Here is a 17,765-nt window from a genome sequence, read left to right as displayed (position 1 = left end):
TTACCTACATTAATTGAATTGGCGAGCGTGAAACAGAGCATACCGATCGCCTTTATCCAAGAGTTCCTGATGGGTTCCTGACTCCACAATTTGACCTTGTTCAACGACTAGGATGCGATCGGCTCGGCGTACGGTGGCTAAACGGTGAGCAATAATAAAGACGGTGCGATTGTGCATCACTCGCTCTAGGGCTTCTTGTACTAGACTTTCTGATTCTGAGTCTAGGGCAGATGTGGCTTCATCGAGAATTAAGATTCGAGGATTAAGATAGACTGCACGGGCGATCGCCACTCGCTGTCGTTGTCCTCCGGATAAGGTCATTCCTCGCTCTCCCATCCAAGTTTGATATCCTTCAGGCAGTTGCTCGATAAATGGGTGAGCATTGGCAATTTTAGCCGCTGCTTCGACTTGGTGAAGATTGAATTCTTTTTGACCAAAGGCAATATTTTGGGCGACTGTGCCAGAAAATAGGATAGTTTCTTGGGGCACGATACCAATTTGTTGCCGTAGGGAGTTTAAGGTAACTTTGCGGATATCCACTCCATCAATGAGAATTGCACCGCTCTGCACATCATAAAACCGTAAAAGCAGATTAACCAGTGTCGTTTTCCCTGCTCCTGAAGGCCCCACTAAGGCAATGACTTGGCCGGGGTTAACCTGAAAACTTAAGCCTTGTAAGACGGGTTTCTGGCTGTCATAAGCAAAATAAACGTGGTTATAGTCTACCGTTCCTTCAACTCTGGGTAAGGCGATCGCCTCTGCACTCTCGACGACCTGGGGCGCAATTTTCATTAACTCAAATACCCGGTCTACAGAAGCTTCAGCTTGCTTAAATTCGTTAAAATTACTCGTGGCAAAGGAAATGGGATCGATAAGCATGGCTGTGGCGACTACATAGCGTAAAAATCCATTGCCGGTCAAATTTCCTTGTTGAATTTGCCATCCTCCCAGGAATAAGAGGAAGATAATGCTCATGGCTTCTAGAAAGCCGACCACGGGAAACTGAATGGCCTTTAATCGTTCGGCGTTATACTTGGCGCGGCGATTGCGTTCGGCTTGGACACTAAAGCGATCGACCTCATAATCTCCTGCACCAAAGGCTTTTACTAAGCGAATACCTCCCAAAACTTCGGAAATCAAAGACGCTAAATCTGAGACTCGATTTTGACTGCGGCGAGAATACTGAAGCAATTTTTCCCCAAACCATCCCACCAAAAGGGCCATTAAGGGGGCAACAATCGCTACAGCTAGGGTCAGTTGCCAGTTAATGTAGACCATATAACCAATGACTACAATTAACTGGAGAATACTGGGGAGAAATTGGTGAAAAATCTTGTTAATGGCTTCCCCAATGCGGTCCACATCTTCAGTGAGACGATAGGATAAATCGCCAGTTTTGGCCGTTTCAAAGTAATCTAAACTCAAGCGATGCAAATGGCTATAGACTTCTTGGCGTAAATCGCGGGCAATGAGAAAAGCCGCTTTGGCCATTAAGGCATCTTGTCCATATTGTGCCAAGCCTCGCAAGAGAAAAACCCCAGCCGCGATCACCGCGAGTTGGGCAATTTCCACCACCAAACCTTGACCTATCAACTCGGCAATCTCCCCAGCCAGTTGGGCTAAAATCGGCCAAAAGCCCGTAAATAGAAGAGTACACACCAGGGCTTGGGCGATCGTTTGCCACTCTTGGCGAAGATAGGGAATTAAATCGTAATAGCTTGAGCGAGGTTTCACCCTAGGTCTGTCCTTTCGCGATCGGGGAACAATTAGCAAATACTACTACAGGATCTCCTGAAGACCAAATCATAAGTAGGGGCGAAAAATTTTTCGCCCCTACTCCCGGTTGTATAACGGTCTAGTTACCCGGTTTGCTGCATCGAACTCATTTTCCCTAATTCAACACTTACGGCATCAAAGCGGTCGTCACCAGGACGGTAGGACAGCACTTCTATGCCAATTGGCTCACCACTGATCCCATCCTTGATCAAAATCACCCCATCTCCAAGCTCAGTAGCAATTTGATTCATTCGTGGAACTTGCCAGAACACGCTCAATAGCTCCGTTTCTGGTTCATAAAACACCTTTATTTGAGCCATACTGTTTCCCCTTCCTAATCGCATCCGTTTGGTAGGCTGTGATCAAAAATCCATCTCCATTTAAGCGTCGCGCAACTGCAACAACCCAACGTTCTTCTCGCCGTACCCGATAAAACAATAATACTTCTGCATCCCGGCTACTGCGTCGAACCTCGTCCGGTGCTGAAAGAGCAAATTGGATGAGATTCTCCAACTCCTCAATATCAGGGTGCTTGATGATTAACCGTTGCCAGTATTCTTCAGAGGTTCTAACTGTAAATCCAAGCGGCGTAGGAATTTCAAATTTCATGAAACTGTTATAGATGCTTGGGTAACAGCGTATCTCACAGTAGGTGTTGTAGGGTGGGCAAGGTACAGATAGAGAATTGACGCTCTACCCCGATCAGCTTGCCCACCCTACCTCCTGTTTTCAATGCTCGAATCCAACAACTCCAACGTCTTAGTCTCTCTTTGTCCGTTGTAAAACTGCTCTAACAATCAATTGTACAAAAACAGAATCAGGGGGTGAAACAACTGAAAATAAGGTGACACATGATCGCAATTTGAGGTCATCAGGGGAGCCAAAAATGTCATGTGCCGATCGCCCAGTGATGCCTAAAACCGTTGTCGTACATTCGAGCAAGCAATCGCCTAAAACCGGATGCTCTAAATAAGCTCTAGCTTCGTCTAGACTTTGGATTGCATACTTTTGCGACATCATACTAAAGCCTAAGCCTTGATACTGGAGGAAAATATATCACATCCAATGGGATTTCTTCTGACCTGCTCTGAGTTCAGCCAAGACTTTCTCATAAATCGTCGCTTGTGCGCCTAGAAAACGTTTCAGTTTGTAGGGATCGCTGTTCATGTTATATCAATTAACAATTAAATGGGAATCGAAATGATAAATTCAGTACCTTGACGGGGAGACAAAATTTCAATAACTGCATAACTATATTAAAATAATAGATGAGCTACATCGGGCACAGATAGCATGATTCCTAGTTCACTCCTTCCGTTACGGCCCCATCCAGAGCAAGACATATCCCTGGAAGAAACCGAGATTACAGACGGTATCGACTGGTTAAGCTTTCATCGAGTATGGGGACAATTAAGCGACAACGTAATTGAGGCGATCGCTCAATCTCTACGTTTGCTGAAAGTGGAACCCAACCAAGACATTTATCACCAAGGCATAGAACCGATTGGGTTATACCTAATCAAATGGGGTTCGGTGGAGATTTATCGCTCTTCCCTGGTGGGCAAAACCCACATTCGCTATTACAGCGCTGGAGAACTGTTTGGTTATACTCCCTTAGCCCTCCACCAACCGATGGCGACCTATCGCACCAATGCCGTGGTGATCGCCAAAAGCGAATTCTGGTTTCTGAGCCAAACAGACTTTGAGCAGCTCACCACCCAATATCCACAAATTGAAAAAGCCTTTAATACCTTTCTAGCGCAAGACTTAGAGCATTTTGCCGATCGCATCGTGACCGAACAAATCCGCATCCAAGGACTACAAGCCTTTATCCGACCAATTCCTACGGATCAGTTGATTATTGGCAAAAGCAAAATCGGCCAAAAACTCGCTTCACAGATTGAACAAGCAACCCTAGACCTGAAACCCATCCAACTCCAATCCCCTCCTGGAGCGGGAAAAACCTTTCTGGCTGGCTATATTCATCACTATTCAGGAATTAAAGATCATCCCTGGGCTGAACTCGACTGTGCCTTACTTCCCCGTGAGGAGAATGGGGCCCTGAATACGGATGACCTTTTTGGTCACGCGGGTCAACAACTGGGAGTGATTGAACTCCTAGAGCGAGGAACCTTATTAATTGAAAATTGTCAGCTTCTAAGCCAAAAAGACCGCGATCGCCTGTTGAGCTATCTGCACACTAACCTCCTCACTCCCAACCCAGAGGGCCCCCCGATCCAGTCCTGGGTGCGTCTGATCCTCAGCAGTCCTTCCTCGATCTCGTTGGGTAAGTTCCCCTGTCATACCCTCAAACTTCCCTCCCTGAAACAGCGTAAACTAGATATTCCTGGATTTGCCCGGTATTTTCTACATAAATACTGCCAAGAAACTCAGCGATCGCCCTTAAGCCTCAATCAAGCAGATTTGCGCCGTCTAATCAGCTACGACTATCCCGCCAACGTGGCCGAACTGCAAAGCATCCTTAAACGGGCGGTGCTGATGACTCCCCCCGGACAAACGATCATTCCCGAACAAGTCCTCTGGTCAGTTCAATCCCAAAAAAATGCCTTTCGCGTCGATTTACTCAATCAACTGCCCTGGTTGCGTCGATTTCTGCTGAGTGATTGGTGGCCTAAACGATTCTGGGTTGTCGTCATGCTCCTGTTTATCCCCGTCACCCTCATGGGCTATCTAGGCCCCCAGACTCGTGACTCTAACATGACTCTGAATCTCTTTTGGGCTTGGTGGTGGCCCTTTTATCTGTTTCTCTTCCCTTTTATTGGTCGGTTGTGGTGTGCCGTTTGTCCATTTATGGTGACCGGAGAATGGATCAGAACCCTCTCCCTATGGATTTGGCCCCGTAAACTGCTCCCTTGGCCCACAAAATGGATGAATCGTTGGGGAGCATGGTTGCTCTGGGGCGGTTTTGTGGCTATTTATCTCTGGGAGAAACTTGCAGATCTGCCCCATACGCCCTATCTGTCCTCTGATTTATTGCTGATCATTACTGCTGGTGCAGTAATTTGTAGCCTGATTTATGAGCGGCGTTTGTGGTGTCGGTATCTCTGTCCCATTGGTGGCATGAATGGGATGTTTGCCAAACTGGCCTTGATTGAGTTGCGATCGACTCAGCAAATTTGTGGAAGTCAATGTAGTACGTTTGGCTGTTATAAAGGCAGTGATGCCACTCCGGTTACCTTTGCGGATTCCCTACCGAATGAGGGACAAGCAACAGAAGGCTGTCCCCTCTATTCCCATCCTGCCCAACTGCGGGATAACCGAGATTGCGTGTTGTGCATGAGCTGCTTAAAGGCTTGTCCCAACCGCTCGGTACAGTTAAATCTGCGGTTTGTGGCGACGGATTTATTGGAAAATCACCAACCCTTTTGGGCAGAAGTGGCACTACTACTACTCTTGTTTGGTGGGGTGTTTATGCATTCTGCCGACAAAGTGTTGAGCTTTTTTGGCCTGGATAGCACTTTAATTACGGGGCAACCTTGGTTTATGGCCTTGCCTGTGGTGGCACTGTTGTTGAGTATTCCTTGGGGTTTAACCTATGGGGTTCATGCGATCGCCCGGCTCTTTGACCGGGAAATGCCTCCCTATTTGGTCACAATTTATGCCTATTTGCCGATGACGTTGGGGGTGAATTTAGCCTATTATATTCCAGCCGCGATGACGGAAGCGGGCAAACTGTTACCGGTAACAGCTCGTACGTTTGGCTTTTCTGGTGAGGGTTGGCCGGTGCTGACCTGGAGTTCGGATGTGGCGGTCTTTTTGCAAGGACTGGCCCTGTTGGGGGCGATCGCCTTTAGTCTCTATCCCCTGTTAAAAATTACTCAACGTCCGTTCTGGAGCAACCTACCCCATCTGTTGTTAATGGCAGGCTTCGTTGCCATCTTTTTCCAACTTCTTTTATAAACGCTGACAGTCATTTCTTCTCTTATTTCCCTATTCTCTCACATGCAGATTTATCAAAACATTACCGAACTCATTGGCACAACTTCTCTTGTCCAATTACAGCATCTCCCCAAACAATTACATGGTCACGCCGAGATTGTGCTGAAACTAGAGGGGATGAATCCGGCTAAATCGGTGAAAGACCGAATTGCCTTGAGTATGATCGCCGAAGCCGAGCAAGCGGGATTAATTACCCCTGGCGTGTCTACTATTATTGAGGCGACCTCTGGCAATACGGGGATTGGGTTAGCGATGGTTTGCGCAGCGAAAAACTATCGCTTAGTTTTGACAATGCCAGACCATATGAGCCGGGAGCGTCAACAGATGGTCAAGGCTTATGGTGCAGAGGTGGTCTTGACTCCGGATCATTTGGACATGGCTGGAGCCATTCAACGGGCGAATGAATTACTGGCGAGTACGCCTAATTCTTTTTCTCCTCAACAGTTTAGTAATCCTGCAAATCCGAAAATCCACTACCAAACGACAGGGCCGGAACTGTGGTCAGATACTGAAGGTAAGCTGGATGTCTTGGTGGTGGGAGTGGGCACAGGGGGAACCCTGACAGGAGCAGGTCTATATTTGAAAAAAAAGAAACCAGGGCTTAAAATTGTGGCGATCGAGCCGAAAACCAGTGCGGTTTTAAGTGGAGAAAAAGCCAATATCCATAATCTCCAAGGCATTGGCGCGGGCTTTATTCCTGATGTGCTGCGAGTAGATCTGATTGATGAGGTCATAGGCATCTCTGAGGAGCAAGCCTATGAGATGGGTCGCCGTTTAGCCAAAGAAGAGGGAATTCTGAGCGGTATTTCCACGGGAGCGGCGGTTTATGGGGCGCTGCAAGTCGCCCAACGTCCAGAACATCAAGGCCAGATGATTGTGGTGATTCAACCGAGTGGAGGCGATCGCTACTTGAGTACTCCATTGTTTCAATATTAATACAGCATTTTGGGGATTTGATGTAATGTATCGTGCGGAATATGGGTTAAATGGGAATAGAGGTGATAAATTCAGTACCTTGACCGGGAAAAGATCTACAAGTTAGATCGCCACCATGGCGCTCAACGACAATGGAATAACTAATCGATAACCCTAATCCCGTTCCTTTGCCAATTTCCTTTGTCGTGAAAAATGGATCGAATATTTTATGACGGATTTCTTCAGGAATTCCGGGGCCGTTATCGGCGATCGCGACGATCGCGTTTTGTTCCTCTAACAGGGTGCGGATGCGAATGGTTGGCTCTTCGATTTCCCCAGCGATCGCGCCCGGTTCTAAAACATCAATTGCATTACTGATAAGGTTGAGAAAAACTTGATTGAGTTGACTAGGGTAACATTCGATTGGGGGGAGAGAGGCATATTCTTTAACTATTTTAATTTCTGGGCGATTGGGTGCGACTTTGATCCGATTCTGTAAAATCAAGAGTGTACTATCAAGTCCTTCATGGAGATCCACTGCTTTGCAATCCGCTTCATCCAAGCGAGAAAAATTACGCAAGCTGATGACAATCTCCCGAATGCGAGTCGTACCCAGTTTGATGGAATTCAACATTTTGGGTAAGTCTCTTTGGACAAAATCGAGATCGATTTCTTCTTTTTCATCAGCGATCGCCGCAGTATCTTCAGGATATTCGGTTTCATAGAGATCGATCAAATGAAGTAAAGAGGTTGCGTATTCTTGCAAATGTTGGAGATTGCCGGCAATAAAACTAACTGGATTATTGATTTCGTGAGCAATTCCTGCCACCATTTGACCCAAGCTCGCCATTTTTTCGTTTTGAATGAGTTGAATTTGAGTGCGTTCGAGTTGATTTAAAGTCTCTTGTAAATGCTTGTTTTTATAATTTAATTCTTGAGTTCGTGCCGAAACTTTAGACTCTAAATCATGACTGTATTCTTGCAATTTTTCGTAGGAATATTGCAACTGATAACTCATTTGATTGAAGGTTTTGGCCAGACAACCAATTTCATTTTCGGTTAAAATTGGCGTAGGTTGCAGATGGCTAAACTCTCCGATTTTAATCTGGCTCTCAAGGGATCTCGCGGCTTGGGCGATCGCTAAAATCGGCTTGACGATCTGGCGACCGACCAACACCATTGCGATCGCTAAAATTCCAGATAGACTCAAACCGGCAAAAATAATCTGATAAGCAAGGCGACGAGCAGGGGCGAAGGCTTCTGACTGCTCCATTTCCACGAGTAAACCCGCGTCATGCCGCTCCAACCAACGATAAGCACCGATGACAGGAATATTGCGATAGTTGCGATAGAGACCGCGATTGTCGTTGCCCTCCATTGCTGCCACGATCCCCTCGCTCTCTATCCCATCAGGAAACTCGTCTGAACCGAAGCCTTCAGAGGAAATAAAGGCATAGTGATGGACAAAACCGTTGCCAAAATCAACGATTGTATAGGTTTCTCCTGTCTTACCCAAACCGCGATTATCTCGCACAATCCGATCGAGACGCTCGAGGTTGAGATGCACGGCAAGCAGTCCCATCCGTTTGCCCGTTCCGTCTAATATAGGGGTCGTGATGGTCAAAGCAGGGCGATCGCTATCTTGAAGACGATAAAAGTTGACAGTAAAACTGTTCTCCCTTCCTTCAATCGCCTCGCTACTTCGGGGGAGGGGTTCGTAGTTGCCGATTTTCTCCAGTTCAGTGGAAACGAGAACTCGTCCGCCTCGAGTGAGTAGAAATATTTCGTGAAAATCGGAGCGATCACGAATAAACCCACTTAGAGCGGTCTGCAACTGAACCAAAGCTGCTTGATATTCTGGGGTCGATCGCTGCGCGGACAGTAATATTCGAGCCTGCATCCCGACTTCTGGCAATTGATTCAAGGCGAGGAGTTTATTGCGGCGATCGAGCAACCAATGATTTAATTCTCCTTCTTTGAGGGAAGCCACCGCTGTCAGGCGATCGAAAATTGATTCCTTCAGAGATTCTTTTGCTTGCACGAAAGCCAAATAGCTGGTTAAAGCAACGATCGCAAAGGAGAGAGTCGAGAAAGAACCGACAATTTGGACGAGGAGGCTTTTTTTCCAGACTTTGAGCATCTTCATCACGGGTAATTGTCTCAACTATCTTTCCCATTCTCTAAAAATTTCGCGAATTCTGGAAAATGCCTCTTCGGTGGCTTCCTCCCCAGATTTCCCCTCTGCAACCATTCCCTCGATCGCCAGGCCCCAAATATTTTCAGACTGTAAGGTACTATAAGCTGGGTTGAGAGATTGGGCAGAGGGAATCGTTTCTCCTCTTTGGAACTGTTGGGTGGCTGCAAAAACATGAGGATCGGCTGGATCGTTCCAAAATGGCTTGGCGGCGAGTTCTGGCATAACTGGAAAGTAACGACCCAACGAGTTTTCCAGATACGGCTCGAGATGTTCTGGCTCGATGAAGTAAGAGAGAAAATCTTTGGCAATTTCTGGATTGGGAGAAGATTCAAATAGGGCCACCTGCTTGAGTGTAACGACATAGCGCGGGATTTCCCCATCGGGTTCTTGGGGAAATCCAATCGTTACAATGCGCTCTTGATAAATTTCTTCATCTTCTTTTTGAGCGTTTGGGATAGATAACGTAGGATTAATCGTCATTAAGACATTTTGGTTAAGGAATGCTTTATTGTTACTCCCATTCGTCCAATTGTCTGCATCTGGAGACACATAGCCCTCGCGATAAAAACTGGCGAAAAATTCCATGGCTCTAGCAACCTGCTGGCGAATTTCCTGATTGTCGATCAGATTGCCCTCTTCATCCACAATGGGAATATCGTAAGCCTCTAAAATCTGCTCAAATATAAAATGTGTATCCGTGGCCTCGGCTGACATGGGAAAACCGCAGCAATAAATGTCTGTATAGCCTTTCGCTCGTAAGTTATCTTGTGCCTGTTTCCAAAAATTCCAAAAAGCCTCCCATTCTTGAGGAATATCAGCTTCGTTTAAACCCGCTTCTGCCAGTAAGTCTCGCCAATAATGAATGTGTATCGTTCGTTGTCCAATAGGGGTCGCATAGATAGAGCGCTTTTGGGACTTCTGGTTATAAAGGGAAACGGCTTCGATGGCAGAAGAACTATATTGTTCTTTGAGGGGTTCCACGACAGAGGATACATCAGCGAGTTTGCCTTCCCAAGCCCACAGCGGGACACTGGTAAAAGCAATACGGGGCGAAAAAACAATTTCGGGGGGAGCGTTCCTTTTGAGGGCATTGGCAATTTTGCCGGGAAGATCGTCTTCATCGAAAAAAAACAGTTCTGCTGTGTGCCCAGTTTCCTTTTCCCATTGCGCGATCGCGGCTTCAAGGGCTTCATCTTCTTGAATGTAGAAACTTCTAGTCCACCAGATCGTGATGGTTCCATCGGATGGGGATGGGTTTTGGCCGCTCTGTGTGGAGGGTGTGTCTACTGAAGCGCCACAACTTGCTAGAAGTAAAACTGAGCAACATAAACCCATTAATTTCTTTGATCGCAAAATTTTCATGATTTTTCAACTTCAAAAACTTTAAGGTTATCGATCTATAGTTGGAACGGGTGTATAGTGATTTCCTGTGTCTCTTCTATTCTATTCCCTAAGCATTCCAATCTTCGTAGGATAGCCGATCAATTCGTGCAAATTCCCTGGTATTATGGGTTACCAGGGTTAAGTTATAGGCGATCGCTGCAATTTGCAAATCATACGCACCAATCGGCGTTCCTTTTCGCTCTAAGTCTGCTCGAATACTTCCATAGACTTCGGCTGAATGATCGTCAAATGGAAGAGAGATAAATTCAGACAAAAACTCTTTTTGCCTGAATAATGTCTTGACCGGATTATTGCTTTTGTTTGCGCCATAAAACAATTCAGCTTTAACAACAGAACAAACACAAATATTCTGAACCGGTATTTGCTGCAAGCGTTCTCTAATAGCGGTAGAACGATTATTTAAGTATGTAATAATTACATTGGTATACAACAAATATATCATGGAATTAATCATTCAATACATTGGCAAAAGAATGATCTAAGTTGGAGTCAATTCCTCCACTGTCAATCCGAATCGGATCATCCGCACAAGCCCCTGCTGTTTTCTCAAAGAATCCTTCACTCCACCCTAATTCTTCAGGATTTTTCATTTTTTGGGGTTGATCTAACTTTTCGGTTAAAATAACCTTAATTTCTTCTGTCACGGTTCGACCATGAGAAATGGCTGTGTTTTTGAGTTTTTCTAATATTTCTGGCTCAAGATTATCAAGAATAATCGTCATGTAACAACCTCTGTCTACATAGAACGTGAACGTTGATCTGATTTTAACAAACCCTCTTCACTGTCATCAATACACCTTACTCCTGAGACCATTTTTATGTGAAAATGCGCTTAACAACAAGCTGAGAGCTACTTGCCTCTCAAGGAGCAATTAGCTTTCTATTTTCCCAAAACCCAGCCATAGGTTAGCAGAGCAACGATCATACTGCCTATATACACCACACCCACAAAAATTGGAATTTGACTGATCAAGGTATATTCTTTTAGCCAAACAAACGCCACTAAATACCCAGGAAGAACATTAAATCCCCAAAACAAAGATACCAGAAAAACTGCGGCAAAACTTTGTTGAGCATTCAAATTAGATAGGGCCCTTTGACCAAAACAAAACCGGATAAAAGGTTGGGAGAGCCAGACAATAAAATAACCGGGGAGTCCTGCAAACCAAATGCCCAGTATGGCCAAACCCACGGTGATCAACATTGATAAAATTAGATTGGCAATCATATCCTGTTCGGCTAGTCCGTTATAATCATTTTTAATTTTTAATTGAACGATGTCTTCCTTTCCCGATACTCTCAATCATTGGGCATTCCCCTTTATCCAAGCATTGCGCGATCGCCGCATTGTCAATGGATTCCCTGATGGGACATTTCGGCCCGATCGCCCCATGACTCGCGCTGAATATGCCGTTATACTCCAAGCTGCCCTACAACAACCCCAAAAAAGACCCTACACGCCGTTTATCGATGTTGGAGCGAATTTTTGGGCGACTCAAGCCATCATTTGGGCTTACGAGACCAACTTTATATCAGGCTTTCCAGGTCGTCGATTTCGACCCCAAGCCAATGTTACCCGGATTCAGATTATTGTCTCTTTAGTCAGTGGGTTGCGGGTTCATACCCTGGTCGATCGCAGTCAACCTCTTGCTCCCCTAGAAGACATTTATGAAGATGCCTCCAGTGTGCCCCAATATGGTCGGGATGCGCTGCATTTAGCAACCCGCGCTAACCTGGTGGTGAACTATCCAGATCTAAGGGTTTTCCACGCCAACCGGGATGCAACTCGTGCAGAAGTGGCGGCGTTTTTCTATCAATCTTTACTGCTGTTGGGTAAAGTGGAACCGATTCCCTCAGACTATATTTTAGAAGTGTTTCCGGCTGGCCCGATTCGGGAAGGAACCCGGATTTCCATTAATGGAAAAACCCGTGCGGCAACTTGGAATCAATGGAGTAATGGTTTATTCGCGCGAACGGCGATCGCCGATGCTGGACTGATTCAGGGTATGGGAATTGACTTGCTGAATACGGAAAACCCAAGTCAACAACCGGTTCAATGGTTTTCTCTCCCCATTCCCCTGCCAGCGCAACGTCATAACCATTATCGTCATCTGGAGATTACGAACTGGCGAAAACAGCAGTCGTTAATGATGGCGGTTAACGGCGATACGTTAGTGCTCACGAAGCCGATGACAAATGTTACTGGGATACAAACGGAAAATCTGTTTGAGGGCGATCGTGCGATCGGTTTGCGTCTGAAAATTAACCTCACCGAACCCACCCCCTATCAACTCCGACAAGATACGTTTGATTGGCAAGTTACCCTGGATACAGCGATTAAGCAAAGTATTTTAGACGACTATCAAAACCCCTCAATCGTTACCCCTGAAAGTCCTCGACCTTCCTCCGAAGAAGTGAATGAAGGAGAAGTCATTGCCGATACGTCCCAACCGTTACGCCCGACAATAACGGCCGATCCCCAGCATCTTTTAATTCAAGGCAATCTTCCTCCTGGACTATCCGTAAAAGCCATTACTCAAACCAATCCCTATACCTTAATTCTGGAGATTCGCCCCGATATTCCCCGCAACCGAAATATTATTTGGTTGCCGGGACTGCGCTGGAAAGAAGAATATGTATCCTTAGGTTCCGATCGTTTTCCGGTTACGTCCTTAACGCTGTCTCCAAATCAAACGCCGAAACTGAATTTAGAACCGATTTGGACTTACGCTCACACCATGGAAGGTACAACTCCCTTATTAAAAATGGGAGAATTTTGTAAAACTCTAGCTGCCATTAATGCTGGATTTTTTAACCGCAATAACCGATTACCTTTGGGGGCAATTCGTTGGCACGGAACCTGGTATTCTGGGCCCATCTTGAATCGGGGGGCGATCGCCTGGGATAATCAGGGCAGCACTGCCATTGACCGCCTCGCCCTAGAAGAAGTAATTACTACATCAACTGGCGGACAATTTACTTTGGTTGTTCTCAACAGTGGCTATGTTAAAGGAGGAATTTCTCGCTTTACACCTCAATGGGGTAAGAGTTACACGCCCTTAACTGCCGGAGAAGTGATTATTGTAGTGGAGAATAACCAAGTGTCGCGCCATGTGGAGATTGCGGAAGAAACTGATATTCCCGATACGGGATACTTATTGGTTTTGCGATCGCTCTCTAGCGCCAAAGCCAGCCTGATGCCTGGCACAACCGTAACCTTAGAAAGTACCACTAATCCCTCTAACTTTAATTCCTTTCCCCATATTATCGGCGGCGGTCCCTTACTAATCAAAAATCAACAAATTGTCGTTGATGCTCAAGCGGAAGGATTTAGCCGTGCCTTTGCCCAACAATCTGCCATTCGCAGTATTTTCGGAATTACTAACTCTGGTGAATTGATACTCGTCACCATCCATAACCGCATCGGTGGATTAGGAGCCAGCTTAACCGAAACTGCCGAACTCATGCAAAAACTTGGAGCCATTCACGCCTTAAACTTAGATGGCGGTAGTTCCACCAGTTTGATCCTCGGCGGACAAATGATTAACCGTCCCCCTTCGACTGCGGCTAGAGTTCATAATGGCTTAGGAATTTTCAGTCATCATTACGGTTAGGTTTCTGAAAATAACAATTAACCCTAATCATTACAGCTTATTTCTTCATCTGGTCTTTCAAATCTTGCAATTCTTGATCGGCTTCCCAACGGCGAAATTCTTCTTCTAACTGATCGGGACTACTGCCAATGGGAGTGTAACCCTGATTCCAACCAGGAGGAGAATGGGTTGTTTTTTGTTGCTCACTGGCACTGGCTTCAGCTTCCATTTGTAAAACCCTAGCATGAACCTCTTCCTTGCGCTTTTTAATTTCCTGATATAGTTCTTTGGCTTTGGCAATTCTCTGTTTACAGCCTTGCATTTTTCCCCATAACTGATTCCCTTTATGCAACAGGGCATTTTCTCTCTCTTGTGCTGCTTGTGCTAAATCCATGCGCCCTTTTGCAGTTGCCTTTTGCACCCAAGTATGCCAACGCTGAATTTCCTGAGCCGTTGCTATAATTTCTTCTTGGGCTTGTTTTTCCTGACGCTGTAAATCGACAATCAGGCGCAGGGTATCTTCCTGTTGTTCATGGAGCTGATCTTCTAAAATCGATAGCTCCAACTGGGGATGCTTGCGCAGAAATTCATCCAAACGATCTTCTAAAAAGCGATTAATATCATCAAAAATACCCACTATTTTCTCCTCCTTCCACTGACAGAATCGTAAACCCGTTGTAAGGGGAGGTTCGCTAACACTTGGATTAGAAAACCAGAGAATTTAGTCAACCTGCCCCTACAGTAACTCTCAAAACTTTTGACCGACAAACACCGATCGCACTTCGCCATTACGACGAATAACGGCTTCTTGATTGACAATATCCACCAACATCCATCCACTCGAACCAATCATTTCTCCGACTTGAAACCGCCGAGACATGCCCTCAATTTCAAATAAGGCAGCCGAGCGATCGCCCAATTCCAGAATTCCTGTCAACATCATATTCTCTGGCGGACTCTCTGGTGGACTACTGCTCGCCTGGGGAGCAACGGGTGACGGCACGGGGGAAGGGGACGCGCTATCATCAGTAGGACTCGGTAACGGTGCAGCCGCCACCTCTGGAGAAGGTGCAGGTGCTGGAGTCGGTTGATAAACGGGAATATACACGCGCTCCAAAATTTGACTGGGAGCAGATGGAGGGGTTTGAGACGCTTCACCTTCAGAGTCACTCAGTTGTGGCTCCTCCTGATTTTGCTCTAACTGATCCTTTAACTTCAAAGCACGTTGCATATAATTGGCAAACTCTTCATCCGCTAAAGCTGTGGAGGACAAATCAACCGGAGCCATGGGTTCTGGACTGGGTTGACTAGAGGGTAAGAACTGGGCAAACTGTTGGCGTATCCCTTGTCCTCCCTGGCTACTGGATATCCACCAACCTAGGGGAAGGGCGATCGCCGTCCCCAACCCAACCAATAGCCAACGATCCCACCAAGGTTGAACCGTTGGTGCAGGGGGAGCTACTGGAAGCCCCTCTTCCTCTTGTAATACCGTTGGTTCTAAATCCTGTGCCCAGTTTGCCCATTCTATCTCTGGGTTTTCCTCAGTAGGGGAACTCATTTGGCTCTCCTCTACCGTTGTCAATGTATTCGTCTGATTCCCGATCTGAGGGATACGGGTTAAACTGGCTAATTCTGGGGAGATCTGAGCCAGATTTTCGGCGATCGCCTGGGGCAACTTCATCGAAGGAATATCCAAGGGTTTGAGGGAAACAGATTGCGGTTGCACCGGTTCCTTCGGCAGAGTGCCGCCGCGATCTAACACGCGGTCAATATCTTCAAACAAATCATCCATCAACCCATTGACCTCTTGTTCCATTGACCAAGAAGCCATAGGGATAGAATCTGTATTCAAGTCAGACTCGTTATCGCGTTTATCAAAATCCCGATCCATAGCAGAGGGTTCGTTTAATCTTGTTGGCTCAATGGGTTGCACTGATTTTATGCCATCACTCTAACATGATGCCACTGTAATGGGTAATCGATAATTGGTAATTGGTAATTTGGTAATGAGGAATCTCCGCGTCTCCCGATCCTCCATTCCCCCCCTCCATCTCAAAAAAAACCCCTTAGCGGGGGAGCCAAGGGGAATCATCAGGGTGCATCTACCATACCACTATCCCTAGCTGGCTCTTCTGAATCCGGAAGAGTGGGAAATTTTTTTTAGCTAAACTGTCCTCAATCCAGTTGACTCGCTATGGTGGGGCGATCTTCAAAAGCTTTACCTCTAGAAGCTCTCATACGGTTGTCACCCTTAATTACTTTCAAAATATCTTTGCTAAAAATCTTTAGCCGTCATCATACTAATTCCCTGATATGCTTCTAAAGAATATAAAACTACTGATTCTGCAATCAAATTAATCACAGGTGATACCATCAAAAGACCGGAAAACTTAATTTTTTCTGTAATGGAATGAACCGCTTTTTTAGACATCTTAATCGCCGCCAATGACTCAACGGCGATCGCTTAATCTGTAATCATTCTGTCTGCTTGAGTGGCGATCGCGGTTTACTTTGCTTCTCCACCGTATCCGTACTTAGCTAGTCTGTCAATCTTATGGGTATTAATTATATCTTATTGTCCCCTTGACTGATAACTCAGATCGACTGGATTGGTCGGGCGATCGCCCAATTCCCTATTTATGGGTGATAATAGACAAATTGAGACTCGTTTGCACAGTACCATTATGACCTCAGCAGTAACCTCCAACCCATCTGAACAGCAAGACACCGCTTTACCTCCTTTACCCGTAACCATCATCACGGGGTTCCTCGGAAGTGGGAAAACAACCCTGCTTAATCATATTCTCAGTAACCAACAGGGCGTAAAAACGGCTGTTCTTGTCAATGAGTTTGGCGAAATAGGCATTGATAATGAGCTAATTGTTTCCACTGGTGAAGATATGGTGGAGTTGAGTAATGGTTGTATTTGCTGCACCATTAATAATGAGTTGGCTGATGCCGTTTATCGTGTCCTAGAACGCCAACAAAACTTAGATTATTTGGTGGTAGAAACAACAGGAGTCGCCGATCCGCTTCCAGTAGCACTCACATTTTTGGGTACGGAATTACGAGATCTAACCCGTCTAGATTCGATTGTCACACTGGTGGATTCGGAGAATTTTAGCTTGGATTTGTTTAATTCAGAAGCAGCCTATAGTCAGATTGCTTATGGGGATATTATTCTGTTGAATAAGACGGATCTGGTTGATGAAGCGCATGTAGATCTTGTAGAGGTGAAAATCCGCGATATTAAGCCCGATGCTCGGATTTTAAAGACAGTAAATAGTGAGGTGTCTTTACCATTGGTTTTGAGTGTGGGTTTATTTGAGTCCGATAAATATTTTGAAGAAGAAGCCGATCATGGTCATCACCACGATCATGATCATCACCATCACGATCACGATCATGAGCATCACCACCATCACGATCACGATCATGAACATCACCAGCATCACGATCATGATCACCATCATTCTCACCATTTGGAAAATGATGGATTTATGTCGATTTCATTTCAGAGCGATCGCCCCTTTTCGATTAAGAAGTTTCAAAAGTTTCTCGATCACCAGTTACCCGCAAATATTTTTCGCGCTAAGGGGATTCTCTGGTTTGAAGAAAGCCCCATGTGCCATATCTTCCACCTGAGTGGTAAACGGTTTACGCTCGACGATAAAGAATGGAAAGGGGAACCGAAAAACCAGCTTGTGTTAATTGGTCAAGATTTGGACAAAGAAACACTGCTTTCCCAGTTGAATAATTGTTTAACTCTAACCTCAAACCATCGCGGTCAAGGCTTTGGGGGATAAGGCGTTCTTGAGGGTGCGTTAAGAACGCACCCTACTGCCTTGACACAGCTAAAATGAGGCAATAGAATCGAACTCGTCATCCATCTCAAAAACAGGATACAGATGCTTGAGTTT

The 17,765-nt window shown here is 45.7% G+C and carries 15 protein-coding genes and 1 pseudogene; 4 read left to right on the top strand and 12 right to left on the bottom strand.

Going from position 1 to position 17,765, the window contains the following annotated elements; all coding sequences use genetic code 11:
* Positions 1-9 precede the first annotated feature (9 nt).
* The 4 genes and pseudogenes from J7529_RS06740 to J7529_RS06725 all read right to left on the bottom strand — a co-directional run bounded on the left by J7529_RS06740 (position 10) and on the right by J7529_RS06725 (position 2,943).
* Positions 10-1,734: an ABC transporter ATP-binding protein gene (locus tag J7529_RS06740; RefSeq protein ID WP_318728347.1), complete on the bottom strand. Its 1,725-nt coding sequence runs from the start codon at positions 1,732-1,734 to the stop codon at positions 10-12.
* Positions 1,735-1,859: 125 nt separating this feature from the next.
* The gene (locus J7529_RS06735; protein WP_318728346.1) at positions 1,860-2,096 is read right to left on the bottom strand and encodes a hypothetical protein; all 237 of its coding nucleotides are present in this window, start codon (positions 2,094-2,096) and stop codon (positions 1,860-1,862) included.
* On the bottom strand, positions 2,071-2,385 hold the full coding sequence (locus J7529_RS06730) for a hypothetical protein (RefSeq protein ID WP_318728345.1): 315 nt from the start codon (positions 2,383-2,385) through the stop codon (positions 2,071-2,073). The genes J7529_RS06735 and J7529_RS06730 overlap by 26 nt, the downstream gene beginning before the upstream one ends.
* A gap of 150 nt (positions 2,386-2,535) precedes the next feature.
* A pseudogene (locus tag J7529_RS06725) lies at positions 2,536-2,943 on the bottom strand (DUF1810 domain-containing protein).
* A 126-nt stretch (positions 2,944-3,069) separates the two neighbouring features.
* On the opposite strand from J7529_RS06725, the gene J7529_RS06720 reads away from it, so the two are divergent.
* Both J7529_RS06720 and cysK read left to right on the top strand, forming a co-directional pair.
* Positions 3,070-5,697 (top strand): cyclic nucleotide-binding domain-containing protein, encoded by a 2,628-nt coding sequence (locus J7529_RS06720; RefSeq protein WP_318728344.1) that lies wholly within the window; start codon positions 3,070-3,072, stop codon positions 5,695-5,697.
* A 42-nt stretch (positions 5,698-5,739) separates the two neighbouring features.
* Entirely contained in the window at positions 5,740-6,672 is a 933-nt protein-coding gene (gene cysK, locus J7529_RS06715) for a cysteine synthase A (RefSeq protein WP_271943882.1), read from the top strand.
* Positions 6,673-6,718: 46 nt separating this feature from the next.
* Here cysK and J7529_RS06710 read toward each other — a convergent pair whose 3' ends face one another.
* The 5 genes from J7529_RS06710 to J7529_RS06690 form a co-directional block, all read right to left on the bottom strand.
* Positions 6,719-8,815: a sensor histidine kinase gene (locus J7529_RS06710; RefSeq protein ID WP_318728343.1), complete on the bottom strand. Its 2,097-nt coding sequence runs from the start codon at positions 8,813-8,815 to the stop codon at positions 6,719-6,721.
* Positions 8,816-10,210 carry an ABC transporter substrate-binding protein gene (locus J7529_RS06705; RefSeq protein ID WP_318728342.1) on the bottom strand — a complete coding sequence of 465 codons (1,395 nt, stop codon included), beginning with the start codon at positions 10,208-10,210 and terminating at the stop codon, positions 8,816-8,818.
* 88 nt (positions 10,211-10,298) lie between these two features.
* A complete protein-coding gene (vapC, locus tag J7529_RS06700) occupies positions 10,299-10,694 on the bottom strand; it encodes a type II toxin-antitoxin system tRNA(fMet)-specific endonuclease VapC (protein WP_318728341.1) in 396 nt (131 codons plus the stop codon).
* 4 nt (positions 10,695-10,698) lie between these two features.
* Positions 10,699-10,974 carry a hypothetical protein gene (locus tag J7529_RS06695; RefSeq protein WP_271943872.1) on the bottom strand — a complete coding sequence of 92 codons (276 nt, stop codon included), beginning with the start codon at positions 10,972-10,974 and terminating at the stop codon, positions 10,699-10,701.
* A gap of 158 nt (positions 10,975-11,132) precedes the next feature.
* On the bottom strand, positions 11,133-11,555 hold the full coding sequence (locus J7529_RS06690) for a hypothetical protein (RefSeq protein WP_318728340.1): 423 nt from the start codon (positions 11,553-11,555) through the stop codon (positions 11,133-11,135).
* Between J7529_RS06690 and J7529_RS06685 the strand changes: the two genes are divergently transcribed.
* Positions 11,530-13,866 carry a phosphodiester glycosidase family protein gene (locus J7529_RS06685; protein ID WP_318728339.1) on the top strand — a complete coding sequence of 779 codons (2,337 nt, stop codon included), beginning with the start codon at positions 11,530-11,532 and terminating at the stop codon, positions 13,864-13,866. The two genes, J7529_RS06690 and J7529_RS06685, sit on opposite strands and share 26 nt — an antisense overlap.
* Positions 13,867-13,903: 37 nt before the next feature.
* Here the strand turns inward: J7529_RS06685 and J7529_RS06680 are convergent, their stop codons facing one another.
* From J7529_RS06680 to J7529_RS06670, 3 genes are all read right to left on the bottom strand, one after another.
* Positions 13,904-14,482, bottom strand: a complete 579-nt coding sequence (locus J7529_RS06680) for a TIGR04376 family protein (RefSeq protein ID WP_318728338.1) — start codon at positions 14,480-14,482, stop codon at positions 13,904-13,906.
* Between the two features lie 111 nt (positions 14,483-14,593).
* Positions 14,594-15,736: a hypothetical protein gene (locus tag J7529_RS06675; protein WP_318728337.1), complete on the bottom strand. Its 1,143-nt coding sequence runs from the start codon at positions 15,734-15,736 to the stop codon at positions 14,594-14,596.
* A gap of 384 nt (positions 15,737-16,120) precedes the next feature.
* A complete protein-coding gene (locus J7529_RS06670; protein ID WP_318728336.1) occupies positions 16,121-16,276 on the bottom strand; it encodes a hypothetical protein in 156 nt (51 codons plus the stop codon).
* Between the two features lie 253 nt (positions 16,277-16,529).
* Here J7529_RS06670 and J7529_RS06665 point away from each other — a divergent pair, with 253 nt between their 5' ends.
* Positions 16,530-17,651, top strand: coding sequence for a GTP-binding protein (locus J7529_RS06665; protein ID WP_318728335.1), 1,122 nt, complete (start codon positions 16,530-16,532; stop codon positions 17,649-17,651).
* The last annotated feature ends 114 nt before the right edge of the window (positions 17,652-17,765 follow it).

The organism is Roseofilum sp. Guam (assembly GCF_017746735.1).
Classification (GTDB): domain Bacteria; phylum Cyanobacteriota; class Cyanobacteriia; order Cyanobacteriales; family Desertifilaceae; genus Roseofilum; species Roseofilum reptotaenium.
Note: the sequence above shows the minus strand (reverse complement) of the source record. Positions and strands in the feature narration are given on the sequence as shown.

Bases quoted from the DNA above. Each gene is read 5' to 3' on its own strand.
- vapC (WP_318728341.1), bottom strand. From the start codon at position 10,694: ATGATATATTTGTTGTATACCAATGTAATTATTACATACTTAAATAAT.
- J7529_RS06685 (WP_318728339.1), top strand. From the start codon at position 11,530: ATGTCTTCCTTTCCCGATACTCTCAATCATTGGGCATTCCCCTTTATC.
- J7529_RS06665 (WP_318728335.1), top strand. From the start codon at position 16,530: ATGACCTCAGCAGTAACCTCCAACCCATCTGAACAGCAAGACACCGCT.
- J7529_RS06670 (WP_318728336.1), bottom strand. From the start codon at position 16,276: ATGTCTAAAAAAGCGGTTCATTCCATTACAGAAAAAATTAAGTTTTCC.
- J7529_RS06705 (WP_318728342.1), bottom strand. From the start codon at position 10,210: ATGAAAATTTTGCGATCAAAGAAATTAATGGGTTTATGTTGCTCAGTT.
- J7529_RS06735 (WP_318728346.1), bottom strand. From the start codon at position 2,096: ATGGCTCAAATAAAGGTGTTTTATGAACCAGAAACGGAGCTATTGAGC.
- J7529_RS06730 (WP_318728345.1), bottom strand. From the start codon at position 2,385: ATGAAATTTGAAATTCCTACGCCGCTTGGATTTACAGTTAGAACCTCT.
- J7529_RS06720 (WP_318728344.1), top strand. From the start codon at position 3,070: ATGATTCCTAGTTCACTCCTTCCGTTACGGCCCCATCCAGAGCAAGAC.
- cysK (WP_271943882.1), top strand. From the start codon at position 5,740: ATGCAGATTTATCAAAACATTACCGAACTCATTGGCACAACTTCTCTT.
- J7529_RS06695 (WP_271943872.1), bottom strand. From the start codon at position 10,974: ATGACGATTATTCTTGATAATCTTGAGCCAGAAATATTAGAAAAACTC.
- J7529_RS06675 (WP_318728337.1), bottom strand. From the start codon at position 15,736: ATGGATCGGGATTTTGATAAACGCGATAACGAGTCTGACTTGAATACA.